13 protein-coding genes and 3 tRNA genes are annotated in these 13,285 nt (G+C 61.8%); 14 read left to right on the top strand and 2 right to left on the bottom strand.

Annotation, left to right across the window (positions count from 1 at the left end; all coding sequences use genetic code 11):
• Nucleotides 1-103: 103 nt before the first annotated feature.
• The 3 genes from gcl to ACSQ3E_RS12605 are packed head-to-tail and all read left to right on the top strand — an operon-like array spanning nucleotide 104 to nucleotide 3,652.
• The gene (gcl, locus tag ACSQ3E_RS12615) at nucleotides 104-1,885 is read left to right on the top strand and encodes a glyoxylate carboligase (RefSeq protein ID WP_436122924.1); all 1,782 of its coding nucleotides are present in this window, start codon (nucleotides 104-106) and stop codon (nucleotides 1,883-1,885) included.
• Nucleotides 1,886-1,903: 18 nt separating this feature from the next.
• Complete coding sequence (gene otnI, locus ACSQ3E_RS12610) at nucleotides 1,904-2,701, top strand: 2-oxo-tetronate isomerase (protein ID WP_436122923.1); 798 nt, start codon at nucleotides 1,904-1,906, stop codon at nucleotides 2,699-2,701.
• 33 nt (nucleotides 2,702-2,734) lie between these two features.
• The gene (locus ACSQ3E_RS12605; RefSeq protein WP_436122922.1) at nucleotides 2,735-3,652 is read left to right on the top strand and encodes a 2-hydroxy-3-oxopropionate reductase; all 918 of its coding nucleotides are present in this window, start codon (nucleotides 2,735-2,737) and stop codon (nucleotides 3,650-3,652) included.
• 109 nt (nucleotides 3,653-3,761) lie between these two features.
• On the opposite strand, the gene ACSQ3E_RS12600 is transcribed toward ACSQ3E_RS12605, so the two are convergent.
• Nucleotides 3,762-4,637: a WD40/YVTN/BNR-like repeat-containing protein gene (locus ACSQ3E_RS12600; RefSeq protein WP_436122921.1), complete on the bottom strand. Its 876-nt coding sequence runs from the start codon at nucleotides 4,635-4,637 to the stop codon at nucleotides 3,762-3,764.
• A 117-nt stretch (nucleotides 4,638-4,754) separates the two neighbouring features.
• Complete coding sequence (locus ACSQ3E_RS12595; RefSeq protein WP_436122920.1) at nucleotides 4,755-5,603, bottom strand: TrmH family RNA methyltransferase; 849 nt, start codon at nucleotides 5,601-5,603, stop codon at nucleotides 4,755-4,757.
• 198 nt (nucleotides 5,604-5,801) lie between these two features.
• On the opposite strand from ACSQ3E_RS12595, the gene ACSQ3E_RS12590 reads away from it, so the two are divergent.
• From ACSQ3E_RS12590 to rplJ, 11 genes are all read left to right on the top strand, one after another.
• A tRNA-Tyr gene (locus tag ACSQ3E_RS12590) sits at nucleotides 5,802-5,886 on the top strand.
• A gap of 120 nt (nucleotides 5,887-6,006) precedes the next feature.
• Nucleotides 6,007-6,080: transfer RNA gene (locus tag ACSQ3E_RS12585), tRNA-Gly, on the top strand.
• 196 nt (nucleotides 6,081-6,276) lie between these two features.
• Nucleotides 6,277-7,452 (top strand): elongation factor Tu, encoded by a 1,176-nt coding sequence (gene tuf, locus ACSQ3E_RS12580; protein ID WP_067961853.1) that lies wholly within the window; start codon nucleotides 6,277-6,279, stop codon nucleotides 7,450-7,452.
• Between the two features lie 134 nt (nucleotides 7,453-7,586).
• Nucleotides 7,587-9,221: a hypothetical protein gene (locus ACSQ3E_RS12575; protein WP_436122919.1), complete on the top strand. Its 1,635-nt coding sequence runs from the start codon at nucleotides 7,587-7,589 to the stop codon at nucleotides 9,219-9,221.
• A gap of 88 nt (nucleotides 9,222-9,309) precedes the next feature.
• Nucleotides 9,310-9,786: a group II truncated hemoglobin gene (locus tag ACSQ3E_RS12570; RefSeq protein WP_436122918.1), complete on the top strand. Its 477-nt coding sequence runs from the start codon at nucleotides 9,310-9,312 to the stop codon at nucleotides 9,784-9,786.
• Nucleotides 9,787-9,936: 150 nt separating this feature from the next.
• Nucleotides 9,937-10,012: transfer RNA gene (locus ACSQ3E_RS12565), tRNA-Trp, on the top strand.
• Between the two features lie 303 nt (nucleotides 10,013-10,315).
• Nucleotides 10,316-10,516, top strand: a complete 201-nt coding sequence (secE, locus tag ACSQ3E_RS12560) for a preprotein translocase subunit SecE (RefSeq protein WP_184774692.1) — start codon at nucleotides 10,316-10,318, stop codon at nucleotides 10,514-10,516.
• Nucleotides 10,517-10,542: 26 nt separating this feature from the next.
• Nucleotides 10,543-11,070, top strand: coding sequence for a transcription termination/antitermination protein NusG (gene nusG / locus ACSQ3E_RS12555; RefSeq protein WP_115732114.1), 528 nt, complete (start codon nucleotides 10,543-10,545; stop codon nucleotides 11,068-11,070).
• Nucleotides 11,071-11,225: 155 nt separating this feature from the next.
• The gene (gene rplK, locus ACSQ3E_RS12550; RefSeq protein ID WP_310328509.1) at nucleotides 11,226-11,654 is read left to right on the top strand and encodes a 50S ribosomal protein L11; all 429 of its coding nucleotides are present in this window, start codon (nucleotides 11,226-11,228) and stop codon (nucleotides 11,652-11,654) included.
• A gap of 4 nt (nucleotides 11,655-11,658) precedes the next feature.
• On the top strand, nucleotides 11,659-12,357 hold the full coding sequence (gene rplA / locus ACSQ3E_RS12545; protein WP_115732112.1) for a 50S ribosomal protein L1: 699 nt from the start codon (nucleotides 11,659-11,661) through the stop codon (nucleotides 12,355-12,357).
• 388 nt (nucleotides 12,358-12,745) lie between these two features.
• The gene (gene rplJ / locus ACSQ3E_RS12540; RefSeq protein ID WP_067961867.1) at nucleotides 12,746-13,264 is read left to right on the top strand and encodes a 50S ribosomal protein L10; all 519 of its coding nucleotides are present in this window, start codon (nucleotides 12,746-12,748) and stop codon (nucleotides 13,262-13,264) included.
• Nucleotides 13,265-13,285 lie beyond the last annotated feature (21 nt).

Below are 13,285 nucleotides of genomic sequence, written 5' to 3'. Positions count from 1 at the left end.
AAGCGTGCGTTTGAGTGAATGAAAAAATATTTTGAAAAAATTGCAAAATGCAGCCTCCGATGACACGATTAGCCAACATCAGTTTCCAGTTGGAGGTAAGACCATGGCCAGGATGCGCGCTGTCGATGCAGCGGTCCTCGTTCTTGAGAAGGAAGGCATCTCCTGTGCCTTCGGTGTGCCGGGCGCGGCCATCAACCCGTTCTATTCGGCGCTGAAGGCGCGCGGCACCGTCCGTCACGTGCTGGCCCGCCACGTCGAAGGTGCCTCGCATATGGCCGAGGGCTACACCCGCGCCAAGGCCGGCAATATCGGCCTGTGCATCGGCACGTCGGGACCTGCCGGCACCGACATGATCACCGGTCTGTATTCGGCATCCGCCGACTCGATCCCGATCCTCTGCATCACCGGCCAGGCGCCGCGTGCCCGGCTGAACAAGGAAGACTTCCAGGCCGTCGACATCGCTGCGATTGCAGCTCCAGTTACCAAGTGGGCGGTCACGGTCATGGAGCCATACCTGGTTCCCATGACGCTGCAGAAGGCGTTCCACCTGATGCGCTCGGGTCGTCCGGGCCCGGTTCTGGTCGACCTGCCCGTCGACGTCCAGCTCGCCGAGATCGAATTCGATATCGACGCCTATGAGCCGCTCGCCGTTCACAAGCCGGCGATGACGCGCGCCCAGGCCGAGAAGGCGCTGTCGATGCTCAACGAGGCGGAGAGGCCGCTGATCGTCGCCGGCGGCGGCATCATCAATGCCGATGCCTCGGACCTGCTCATCGAATTTGCCGAGATCACCGGCGTTCCTGTCGTCCCGACCCTCATGGGCTGGGGCTCGATCCCCGATGACCATCGACTGATGGCCGGCATGTGCGGCCTGCAGACGTCGCACCGCTACGGCAATGCGACCATGCTGGCCTCGGACTTCGTTCTTGGCGTCGGTAACCGCTGGGCCAACCGCCACACCGGTTCGGTCGACAAGTACACCGAAGGCCGCAAGTTCATCCATATCGACATCGAGCCGACCCAGATCGGCCGCGTCTTTGCGCCTGATCTCGGCGTGACCTCGGATGCCGGTGCTGCCCTGAAGATCCTTCTCGACGTCGCCACCGAGTGGAAGACGGCGGGCAAGCTGCGCGACTGGTCCGGCTGGGCCAAGGAATGCCAGGCCCGCAAGAAGACGATGAAGCGCAAGACCCATTTCGAGCAGGTGCCGCTCAAGCCGCAGCGCGTTTATGAGGAGATGAACAAGTCGTTCGGCCGCGACACCACCTACGTCACCACCATCGGCCTGTCGCAGATCGCCGGCGCGCAGTTCCTGCACGTCTACAAGCCACGCAACTGGATCAATTGCGGCCAGGCCGGGCCGCTCGGCTGGACGCTGCCGGCAGCACTTGGTGTTCGCGCCGCCGATCCGGACCGCGACATCGTCGCCTTGTCGGGCGACTATGACTTCCAGTTCATGATCGAGGAACTGGCCGTCGGCGCCCAGCACAAGCTGCCCTACATCCATGTCGTCGTGAACAACGCCTATCTCGGCCTCATCCGCCAGGCGCAGCGCGGTTTCCAGATGGACTTCGAGGTCAGCCTGGCATTCGAAAACATCAACCGCGCGGACGATCCGGAGGCGGGGTATGGTGTCGACCATGTCGCGGTTGCCGAGGCCATGGGCTGCAAGGCGGTCCGCGTCCGCAAGCCGAAGGAGTTCGCCGCTGCCTTCAAGCAGGCCAAGCAGCTCATGAAGGAGCATCAGGTGCCCGTCGTCCTCGAGTTCATCCTCGAACGCGTCACCAACATCTCCATGGGCGTCGAGATCGACAATGTCGTCGAGTTCGAGGAGCTTGCCGAGAGCAACGAAGACGCCCCGACCGCAATCATGCTGCTCGACTGATTTTTCGAGGAAACACCAATGCCCAAGTTTTCAGCCAACCTGTCGATGCTCTTTGGCGAGCATGATTTTCTCGACCGCTTCGATGCCGCAACTCGTGCCGGCTTCAAGGCCGTCGAATACATCGCGCCTTACGACCATGCGCCCGACGTCGTTGCGGCGCGCCTCAAGAAGAATGGCCTGACCCAGGCGCTGTTCAACCTGCCGCCCGGTGACTGGGCGGCAGGCGAGCGCGGCATCGCCGTGCTGCCGGACCGTATCCACGAGTTCCGCCAGGGCGTCGCCAAGGCGATCACCTATGCGCATGCGCTCGGCTGTGAGCAGGTGAACTGCCTGGCCGGCATTGCGCCCGCCGGCAATGCGCGTGACGTGCTGGAGAACGTGTTCGTCGAAAACCTCGCCTTCGCGGCAGAGAAGCTGAAGACGGCGGGCATCCGCCTGCTGATTGAGCCGATCAACACCAGGGACATCCCCGGCTTCTTCCTGAACAACACCAAGCAGGCGCTCGGCATCATCGACAGGGTCGGCTCGGATAATCTCTTCCTGCAGTACGACATCTACCACATGCAGATCATGGAGGGCGATCTCGCCCGCACCATCGAGGCCAATCTCGACCGCATCGCGCATGTGCAACTGGCGGACAACCCTGGTCGTCATGAGCCGGGCACGGGTGAGATCAACTACCCGTTCCTCTACGAGCACCTCGACCGCATCGGCTACACCGGCTGGGTCGGTGCCGAATACAAGCCCAAGGCCGGAACGGTCGAAGGCCTGGGTTGGTTCGCTGGGTTTGCCGACAAGGGCAGCGCCGCCGCCTGAGCGCGTGGCCACTGGAATTGAAGGAATATTGAAATGGAAAAAATCGGATTTGTCGGTCTGGGCATCATGGGCGCGCCAATGGCGGGTCATCTGCTCGATGCCGGCTATGAGGTCATCGCCAGCGACCATCGCGGCGCGCTGCCGGCTGAACTGGTTGGCAAGGGGCTGAAGTCGGTCACCGGGCACCGGGCATTGGCCAATGCTGCCGACATCGTCATCCTGATGGTGCCGGACACGCCGCAGGTTGCCGACGTTCTGTTCGGCGAAAACAGTGTTGCGTCAGGTCTTTCCAAGGGCAAGCTCGTGATCGACATGAGCTCGATCTCGCCGATCGAGACCAAGGAGTTCGCCAAGAAGATCAATGCGCTTGGCTGTGACTATCTCGACGCACCTGTGTCGGGCGGCGAGGTCGGTGCCAAGGCTGCGTCGCTGACGATCATGGTCGGCGGCGAGGACAAGCCGTTCGAGCGCGCCCGTCCTGTGTTCGAGACGATGGGCAAGAACATCACCCTCGTTGGCCCCAACGGCGTCGGCCAGACCACCAAGGTCGCCAACCAGATCGTCGTCGCCCTAACCATCGAAGCTGTCGCCGAAGCGCTGGTGTTCGCCTCCAAGGCAGGTGCCGATCCGGCGAAGGTTCGTCAGGCCCTGATGGGCGGCCTGGCCGCCTCGCGCATCCTTGAGGTCCATGGCGATCGCATGGTCAAGCGCACCTTCGCACCGGGCTTCCGCATCGAACTGCACCAGAAGGACCTCAACCTGGCGCTTCAAGGCGCCAAGGCGCTGGGCGTGTCCTTGCCAAACACCTCGATGACGCAGGAGCTGTTCAACTCCTGTGCGGCCAATGGTGGGGCCAAGGAAGATCATTCGGCGCTGGTGCGGGCGCTCGAGCGCATGGCCAATTTCGAAGTCGGCTCGGAGGCGGCCGACACCAAAGGCAAGGCGGCATAGGTGGGGAAGCCACGGCGCAACGTTCCCACGCCGTGATCTTCCCAGCACTGTCGAGGACCGGGCTCCAGCGGCGACGTTGGAGCCCGTTCCGCGTTCCCTCAAGGTGACGTCACTTGCTGCCGAGGACCGACCAGGTCGCGCCGAAGTCGCTCGAAACGACGATGGCGCTGGTGCCAGTGACAGCGACCATGCGGCTGGGCGCCTGCGTGTCCAGTGCCAGGTGCAGAATGTAGCCGGCAGGGTCGGGGCCTTCGCTCACCGTCTTGAAGTCGGGCGCTGCCTCGGTGGCCCGCAATAGGCCGCGCCCCGGCACAAACGCATAGATCGTGCCGTCGGCGGCCAGTTCCACTGTCGTGACCGGCGCGCCGGACAGGACGGTCTGTTGCCAGTTCTTGGCGCCATCACGGCTCACCACCAGCCCGTCCTCAGTTGCGGCGTAGACGACATCGGCGTTTTCAGGCGAGACCGCCAGATCGATTAGCTTGGCCGGCGCATCGCCCGCGATCGCCCAGCTCTTGCCGCCGTCGCGGCTGGTCTGGATCGCGCCATACGAACCGTAGAGCACATCAGGGGTCGAGGGGCTCACCGCCATCTGATGGAAATCGACGGGGCCGTCGACGCCCGGCGCGATCTGCTGCCAGCTCTTTCCCGAATCGTCCGACTTGATGAAGCCGAGATTGCCGCCGCCCTTTGGATGCCCGCTGGCAAACAGGATCGTCGCGTCGGTCGGGTGCGGCGTAAAGCCCATGAAGTCGTCCTGGCTGTCCGATACCGGGGTGACCGAGCCGTCAGGCGCTGCTTTCATCAGGCCGTGATGGGTGGCAACCAGCACGTTCGATGCATCGGCGCGGTCGAAGGCGAGGCCATGGATATGCGTCTTTCCGGCGAGATCGGTGACGCTAACGCCCTGTGCTGTCGCGGGCAGGGCGGTGCCGAGCGCGAGAAAGGCTGACAGGAAGGCGAAAATTGGGGGGCGGCAAGCCATGGCGAAACTCCGTTGCGCCATGGAAATTACGGCTTCCGCCAAGTGGAAGGTCAAGAGGCAGGCTGCAAATCGAGCAGCAGCCTTCGATCGAAGGCGGCTACATCGATCCAGGCAATGTCAGCGCAGGAACTTCCTTGCCGCATAGAGCGACACAGCCGCCGCATTCGAAACGTTGAGCGAGTGGATGGCGCCCGGCATGTCGAGGCGGGCAAGTGCCGTCACGGTCTCGCGTGTCTTCTGGCGCAGGCCCTTGCCCTCGGCGCCAAGCACGAGTGCTACCTTGTCGCCGGTAAACGTCTTTTCGAGTTCCGCCGGGCCTTCCGAATCAAGCCCGATCGTCTGGAAGCCTGCCTCGTGCAACACGCCGAGCGCGTCGGCGAGATTGCGCACTTCGATCATGTCGATGTGTTCGAGTGCACCGGATGCCGACTTGGCGAGCACACCGCTTTCATGCGGGCTGTGACGCTGCGTGGTGATCAGCGCACCGGCGCCGAAAGCCACCGCAGAGCGGATGATCGCCCCGACATTGTGCGGGTCGGTGACCTGGTCGAGCACGAGAATCAGCGGCGAATCGCCCAGTGCCGTCAGCGCCTTGGCCTTCAGCGGCTCGGCCTCGATCAGCACGCCCTGGTGGACGGCGTCGGTGCCGGTGATCTTGTCGATGTCCTTCGGTTCGACCATTTCGGTGGCGAAGGGCAGGGCGCCAAGATCAGTGATCTCCAGCCGTTCCAGCGCATTGCGCGTAACCCACATATGGCTGATCTTGCGGCGTGGATTGTCGAGTGCCGCGCGCACCGTGTGCAGGCCATAAAGCCGCACCAGGCCGTCGGGCGCGTTCTCGCCTGGAGGCAGCGGGCGCTTGGGCCTGAAGGCGGGTGCGCCGCCTGCTTTCTGGTCGCGGAAGGTGCGACGCAGCTTGGCGTAGTGGCTGTCTTTGGGCGTTCCGGGCTTTTTCGTATCGTTCATGCGCCTGCTATAGCCGCCACGCCTGGCTTTGGATACGGCCCGTTAGTCGGCGCTTTGAATAATCCGCATGAAAACGCACCATGTCCGGTTGACAGGCCAAAACCTTGTCGCCATAAGCCCACCCAGATTTCGGGGCAGGGCGCTTCGCCACGAACCGGGATCGGAAATGCCTCGTAGCATGGCTCCGGCAAAGCAGTTGGAGGAGTGCCCGAGTGGTTAAAGGGGACGGACTGTAAATCCGTTAGCTCAGCTTACGTTGGTTCGAATCCAACCTCCTCCACCACTGCCGGCCGGGAAGCCATGAACGTGGACCTCGAAAGGTGATCTCATCTTTCCGAGGACCGCGCGGCAGATGAATACCAGGGCGTGCTTCGCTCCTGAACAGGCGCGTGGCGCTCAGGGCGCGGGTATAGCTCAATGGTAGAGCAGCAGCCTTCCAAGCTGAATACGCGGGTTCGATTCCCGCTACCCGCTCCAGGGCTTTTCGCCGAGGCAAGAAGCCTTTTATTTGCATCCCCTTGCCCCCATATGTGCGTCCAGCACTGAAAGAGCAGCACAGCTTTTGGCCTCGACGTGGTCGTTTGGGCAAAAGGCGCTTGTCTTTTTCGGCCTTTATCGGTAATCGCCCCGCATCCGACCGGAACCAAGGTCCCGATGCTCAAGGAAAGAGACAATGGCAAAAGGTAAATTCGAGCGTAATAAGCCTCATGTGAACATCGGCACGATTGGTCACGTTGACCACGGCAAGACGTCGCTGACGGCGGCGATCACGAAGTATTTCGGCGAGTTCAAGGCCTACGACCAGATCGACGCAGCGCCTGAAGAGAAGGCCCGCGGCATCACCATTTCGACGGCACACGTCGAATACGAGACGCCTGCTCGTCACTACGCCCACGTCGACTGCCCAGGCCACGCCGACTACGTCAAGAACATGATCACTGGTGCTGCCCAGATGGACGGCGCGATCCTGGTCGTGTCGGCTGCCGACGGCCCGATGCCGCAGACCCGCGAGCACATCCTGCTCGCCCGTCAGGTTGGTGTTCCCGCCCTCGTCGTGTTCCTGAACAAGGTCGACCTGGTCGACGACGCCGAGCTGCTCGAACTGGTCGAGCTCGAAGTTCGCGAGCTGCTGTCGAAGTACGAGTATCCGGGCGACGACATTCCGATGATCAAGGGTTCGGCTGTTGCTGCGCTCAACGATTCGGACAAGAAGATCGGCGAAGACGCGATCCGCGCGCTGATGGAAGCCGTCGACGCCTATATCCCGACGCCTGAGCGTCCGATCGACCGTCCGTTCCTGATGCCGATCGAAGACGTGTTCTCGATCTCGGGTCGCGGTACTGTTGTCACCGGTCGTGTCGAGCGCGGCATCGTCAAGGTTGGCGAAGAAGTCGAGATCGTCGGCATCAAGGCAACCTCGAAGACCACTGTCACCGGCGTTGAAATGTTCCGCAAGCTGCTCGACCAGGGCCAGGCTGGCGACAACATCGGCGCGCTGATCCGTGGCGTTGGCCGTGAAGACGTCGAGCGCGGCCAGGTGCTGTGCAAGCCGGGTTCGGTGAAGCCGCACAAGAAGTTCGTGGCTGAAGCCTACATCCTGACCAAGGAAGAGGGTGGCCGTCACACGCCGTTCTTCACCAACTACCGTCCGCAGTTCTACTTCCGCACGACCGACGTGACCGGCATCGTGTCGCTGCCGGAAGGCACCGAGATGGTCATGCCCGGCGACAACATCACCGTCGACGTCGAGCTGATCGTTCCGATCGCCATGGAAGAGAAGCTCCGCTTCGCTATCCGTGAAGGTGGCCGCACCGTCGGCGCCGGCATCGTCGCTTCGATCAAAGAATAATCGACGTCCTTTCGTCGAATGCATCAAGGGCGGCCTTCGGGCCGCCCTTTTTGTTTGTGCGGAGACAACAGATTGCAAACAATGGCTGGAGACTAATATAACAGCTTGGGGATGTATCGTTGGGGGCGATGCGATTGGGCGGACTAAGCAACTTCATCGGACGCTTGCTGGCGCTTTTGTTCCTTGCTTGCGTGATGGCCTTCCCGCTGGCGACGTCCGCTTTGGCCGGGCCCAGCGTCGATGACGACAACGACCCGATGAAGTTCGTCATCGTCCGCAGCAGCACCCCATTCTGCGAGCCCAATTGCCCCGAATTCATCTGGGCACGTGGTGCGATCGAAACCACCACGTCTTCGGCCTTCAGCAAGTTCTTGAAGAAGATTGGCAATCGGAAGCTGCCGATCGTCGTCAGTTCGCCCGGCGGCAGTGTCGAAGCTGCCTTCAAGATGGGCCGCATGATCCGCGAGCGGAAGCTCGAAGTCGGCGTCGGCAGCGTCTATCTGACGGACTGTCCCGCCAGCTGGCCGGACTGCGAGGCGCAGCAGAAGAAGACCGGGGTCTATTCCGGTGTCATCGCCGACCACGGCACCTACTGCAACTCGGCCTGTCCGCTGCTGCTTGCTTCGGGCACAAGGCGCTTTGCCGGGCCGACGACTTATGTAGGCGTTCACCAGATAACGACGACATATACCCGCGAAAAAATCCGCTATCGCGAAAAATACAAGATCGTGAAGGGCAAGAAGCGGGTCATCGAGACCAAGGTGGTCAGCCGCAAGAAGGTCGGCACCTACCAGACGACCAAGCTGTCCAAGTCGAGTTCGCGCGCCTTCCTCGCCTATCTCAAGGAGATGGGCATCGCCAAGTCCTATTTCGACGCCGCCCAGGGGACGCCGGCTAAGGATATGCGGCAGCTGTTCCGGAACGAGTTGCTCGCCATGAACCTCACGACCGGAGACGAGCCTGCCGTGATCTTTGCGCGAGCCGGCCGCTGCGATCCGCCGGCGCCCGCCGCGAATTGCGTTCTGCGCGAGGGCTATGGCGGCGAGCGGCCTAGGGTAAAGCCGCAGCCCGGCTCATACCCCAAGCCTGTTGTGCCGGAGGACGGCGGCATGTGGTTTGTTGTCGTTCGCTCCAGCGAGGCTGGTTGCGAGCCGCATTGCCCCGAATGGATTTCGGCCGAAGGCGACATCGATGCAGAGGCGCTCCCACGGCTTGAGGCGACGCTCAAGGCGCTGGGTGGGCGAAAACTTCCCTTGGTGTTGTCCTCTACAGGAGGCGACGTGGAGACGTCGATGGCAATAGGCAAGATGATCCGCAAACAGCGTTTGGATGTAGCCGTCGGCAGCACGGTGTTTGCCGGCTGCAAGCCACGCGACAAGGGTTGCATCCCGCCGACCAAGTCGCCCGAGCCGCTCTTTGGCAATGCTGTCTCTGGCGGTGGCGGATGCACGCGTGATTGCATGCTTGTTCTGGCCGCCGGCAAGACGAGGGTGGCCGGCCACGGCACACTTGTCGGATGGCACTACACCGATACGCCCTCCAGCTCAGTGGTAGCCCCGTATCTCCAGGAAATGGGAGTGTCCCTGGCGTTCGACAACATTACGCCGATCCAACTCGACTATCCTGACCAGGCACGGTTTATGGGGACCGGGCTTCTGACGCGCACTGTGGCAGTGGACTTGTTCGTCGATGGGGCCATCTGTGGCCTGAGCCCCATCCCGGCCAATTGCAGGTTGGCCAGTCCAGGTGAGTTTGCGCGGAAACAGTAAGGTGTTCCCGCGGCACCCTTTCGCAGCTGCAGACTTTCATGTCGCAATCGCTCTCCCCATATGCTTCCGACACAACTGGAGGAAGACGATGCAAAAAGACGTGCCGACATTGTTCGACTGGGCCGGTGGAGCTGCGGCGCTCAATCGGCTTACCAGCGTGTTCTACGACAAGGTACTCGCGGATCCGCTGCTCGAGCCAGTGTTCCGCCACATGTCCGGCGATCATCCCGCACATGTCGCTGCCTTCATCGGCGAGGTGTTCGGCGGGCCGAAGGACTACAGCGAGGCCCATGGCGGCCATCCCGCGATGATCAGCCACCATCTCAACCGGCACCTGACCGAGGCGCAGCGGCGGCAGTGGATCGCGCTGTTGCTCCATGCCGCCGATGAGGTGGGGCTGCCGGACGATCCCGAGTTTCGTTCGGCCTTCGTCGCCTATCTCGAATGGGGCACGCGGCTGGCCAAGCTGAATTCGCAGGACGGTGCAGCACCCGCGCTGCACGAGCCGATGCCTCGCTGGGGTTGGGGTGTTCCGGGCGGGCCTTACGTGCCGCCGGGCAGCTAAAGTGCATCCATCGGGCAGGCGAGTGTGCCTGCGTTACACCTGACGAAATTCCGCCTGTGAATGTTTCCGACATCATGCATTGCGCTCTTTACAGACGCCTAGGAAATCCTTAGGAAGCCCGTGCTGCGCAGATGATGCGCGGCGAGATGCACGGGCATAGCTCAGTTGGTAGAGCGGCGGTCTCCAAAACCGCAGGTCGTAGGTTCGAGCCCTGCTGCCCGTGCCAGTCTTGCCAGAATTCGCTAATTCAGGCATAAGGACTTCTATAGCCGGAACGGAACGACTGGATGGTTCCGACGCGGCGTTTAAACGTAAAGCTTGTTCCTGCCACTTGCGTGGAGAGAGAATCGGTTTTATGTAAGCGAAACAGACACGCGGCGCGTGGAGCTGGGGATCCGGCTTTACGCGTCCGAATTGCATGGGCGAAATGTTGCGCTGATTCGGCGTGAATATCGGTCGTGTGATGGCATCTCCCGGTCACGGGATCATCCAGAAGTCCGGTCAACGGACGTTGAGAGCAGAGCGGCACATGGCGAAAACCACGAACCCCTTCACCTTTCTGCAGCAGGTAAGGTCGGAAACGGCGAAGGTGACGTGGCCATCACGGCGCGAGACGATGATCTCCACGGTCATGGTTCTCGGCTTTGCAATTATTGCGATGATTTTCTTTTTTGCCGCTGACCAGCTGATGGCATTCGCTGTCGAGCAGATCTTGGGCATTGGCCGCTAAGGCTGCGAATACGGAGAATTCCTGAGATGACTGCGCGCTGGTATATCGTCCACGCCTATTCGAACTTCGAAAAGAAGGTCGCCGAGGACATCGAGCACAAGGCCAAGCAGAAGGGCCTGAGCGAGCAGATCGAGCAGATCGTCGTTCCGACCGAGAAGGTTGTTGAGGTTCGCCGCGGCCGCAAAGTCGATGCCGAGCGCAAGTTCTTCCCGGGCTACGTGCTTTTGAAGGCCCATTTGACCGACGCCGTGTTCTCGCTCGTGAAGAACACGCCGAAGGTCACTGGTTTCCTTGGCGATTCGAAGCCGGTGCCGATCACGGAAGCTGAGGCCCAGCGCATCCTGAACCAGGTCCAGGAAGGCGTCGAGCGTCCCAAGCCGTCGGTCACCTTCGAGATCGGCGAGGCGGTTCGCGTCTCGGATGGTCCGTTCGCGTCGTTCAACGGTTTCGTCCAGGAAGTGGACGAGGAGCGCGCCCGCCTCAAGGTGGAAGTTTCGATCTTCGGGCGCGCCGTGCCTGTCGATCTCGAATTCGGTCAGGTCGAAAAGGGCTGATCGAACAGCCTGCCGCCGGTTTCGGTGGAGGGCAGTGCCGGGCGCAGGCCTGGCGCAAGCATGGTGGGAGAAGAGGCGGCTTAGCCGGTTGTCTTTTTCGCACCACCGAACTGCAACCGCCGGGTACTCCGGCATAAAACGAAAGCAGGAAAGAGATGGCTAAGAAAATAGCGGGCCAGCTCAAGCTCCAGGTTTCCGCGGGTTCGGCGACGCCGTCGCCCCCGATCGGTCCGGCGCTTGGTCAGCGTGGCATCAACATCATGGAGTTCTGCAAGGCGTTCAACGCGCAGACCCAGGAACTTGAGAAGGGATCCCCGATCCCGGTCGTTATCACCTATTACCAGGACAAGTCGTTCACCTTCGTCATGAAGACGCCGCCGGTGTCCTACTTCCTGAAGAAGGCCGCCAACCTGAAGTCGGGCTCGAAGGAGCCGGGCAAGGTCAAGGCTGGCGAGATCAGCAGCGCCAAGGTGCGTGAGATCGCCGAAGTCAAGATGAAGGACCTGAACGCGAACGACATCGACGCCGCCATCAAGATGGTCGAAGGCTCGGCTCGTTCCATGGGCCTGGAAGTGGTGGGCTGAGATCATGGCTAAGATTGCAAAGCGCGTTTCCAAGTCCCGCGAAGGCATCGATGTGAACAAGGCTTACGGCCTTGGTGAAGCCATCGAGCTTTTGAAGGCTCGCTCGTCGGTCAAGTTCGACGAGACCATCGAAGTCGCCATGAACCTCGGCGTCGACCCGCGCCACGCTGACCAGATGGTCCGCGGCGTGGTCAACCTGCCGAACGGCACGGGCCGCACGGTTCGCGTCGCTGTGTTCGCACGTGATGCCAAGGCTGACGAAGCCCGCGCCGCCGGCGCTGACATCGTCGGTGCGGAAGATCTCGTCGATATCGTCCAGAAGGGCCAGATCGACTTCGATCGCTGCATTGCCACCCCCGACATGATGCCGCTGGTCGGCCGTCTCGGTAAGGTGCTCGGCCCGCGCGGCATGATGCCGAACCCGAAGGTCGGCACCGTGACCACCGACGTCGCAGCTGCCGTCAAGGCTTCGAAGGGCGGCGCCGTCGAGTTCCGCGTCGAGAAGGCCGGCATCATCCACGCTGGCGTTGGCAAGGTCTCGTTCGACGTCAAGGCGCTGGAAGAAAACGTCCGCGCTTTCGCTGACGCGGTCAACAAGGCAAAGCCGGCAGGCGCCAAGGGCGTCTACGTCAAGAAGGTGTCCGTCACCTCGACGATGGGCCCGGGCCTCAAGGTCGACCTCGGCACGCTCGCAGCGTCCTGATGATTTGAATCGGGATTGGCCGGCATCGGCTGGATCCTGAAACCTATTCCGGGCCTCCGGGCCCGGATTTTCGGAAGCTGGCAACAGCTTTCGAAAATCCTGTCCGAGATTGCAGGCGGTCCAAGCGACCCTTGGTCCTTAATTCGAATGGGCCTGCATGAGACGGGTGAAGACCAGACAACGGAGCCTCCGCTCCAATGAAAGGTTCGAACCGTGTTTGCCTTTTGTCTGCGCATCGCGCCGGGCCGCAAGCCCGTCAGGTGTGGCGAAAGGGGGCAGGATCCTCGAGCGCCGTTCGGGTGATCTGGAATTTCTGGATTGGCCGCCCGGCAAAAGGCAACCCGACCGTCACCCCCGCAAATGGGGAGCGGTCAACTGGAGATAGGCAGTGGACAGAGCGGAAAAACGCGAACTCGTCACGGGCCTGAATGACGCGTTCTCGAACGCAGGTTCAGTGGTCGTGGCCCACTATGCCGGTATCACCGTCGCGCAAATGAACGATCTTCGCGTGAAGATGCGTCAGGCCGGCGGCACCGTCAAAGTCGCGAAGAACCGTCTCGCCAAAATCGCTCTTCAGGGCACGGAATCCGAAAACATCATCGATCTGTTCAAGGGACAGACGCTGGTTGCTTATTCGGAAGATCCGATTGCAGCGCCGAAGGTCGCGTCCGAATTCGCCAAGACCAATGACAAGCTTGTCATCCTTGGTGGTTCGATGGGCACGACCTTGCTCAACGCCGATGGTGTGAAGGCTCTCGCCTCGCTCCCGTCGCTCGACGAGCTGCGTGCAAAGCTGGTTGGCATGATCGCCACCCCGGCTACCCGGATCGCCCAGATCGTCAATGCGCCGGCGGCTTCGGTCGCGCGCGTCATTGGCGCTTATGCCCGGAAGGACGAGGCGGCATGAGGCCGTTCCTCGCTATCATCA

The organism is Aminobacter sp. LjRoot7 (assembly GCF_964252895.1).
In the GTDB taxonomy this organism is placed as follows: Bacteria; Pseudomonadota; Alphaproteobacteria; order Rhizobiales; family Rhizobiaceae; genus Aminobacter; species Aminobacter aminovorans_B.
This window is presented reverse-complemented; position numbering and strand designations above follow the sequence as displayed.

Coding starts and splice junctions, on each gene's coding strand:
- otnI (WP_436122923.1), top strand. CDS start 1,904: ATGCCCAAGTTTTCAGCCAACCTGTCGATGCTCTTTGGCGAGCATGAT.
- ACSQ3E_RS12600 (WP_436122921.1), bottom strand. CDS start 4,637: ATGGCTTGCCGCCCCCCAATTTTCGCCTTCCTGTCAGCCTTTCTCGCG.
- ACSQ3E_RS12595 (WP_436122920.1), bottom strand. CDS start 5,603: ATGAACGATACGAAAAAGCCCGGAACGCCCAAAGACAGCCACTACGCC.
- rplA (WP_115732112.1), top strand. CDS start 11,659: ATGGCTAAGATTGCAAAGCGCGTTTCCAAGTCCCGCGAAGGCATCGAT.
- tuf (WP_067961853.1), top strand. CDS start 6,277: ATGGCAAAAGGTAAATTCGAGCGTAATAAGCCTCATGTGAACATCGGC.
- secE (WP_184774692.1), top strand. CDS start 10,316: ATGGCGAAAACCACGAACCCCTTCACCTTTCTGCAGCAGGTAAGGTCG.
- rplK (WP_310328509.1), top strand. CDS start 11,226: ATGGCTAAGAAAATAGCGGGCCAGCTCAAGCTCCAGGTTTCCGCGGGT.
- gcl (WP_436122924.1), top strand. CDS start 104: ATGGCCAGGATGCGCGCTGTCGATGCAGCGGTCCTCGTTCTTGAGAAG.
- ACSQ3E_RS12605 (WP_436122922.1), top strand. CDS start 2,735: ATGGAAAAAATCGGATTTGTCGGTCTGGGCATCATGGGCGCGCCAATG.
- nusG (WP_115732114.1), top strand. CDS start 10,543: ATGACTGCGCGCTGGTATATCGTCCACGCCTATTCGAACTTCGAAAAG.
- ACSQ3E_RS12570 (WP_436122918.1), top strand. CDS start 9,310: ATGCAAAAAGACGTGCCGACATTGTTCGACTGGGCCGGTGGAGCTGCG.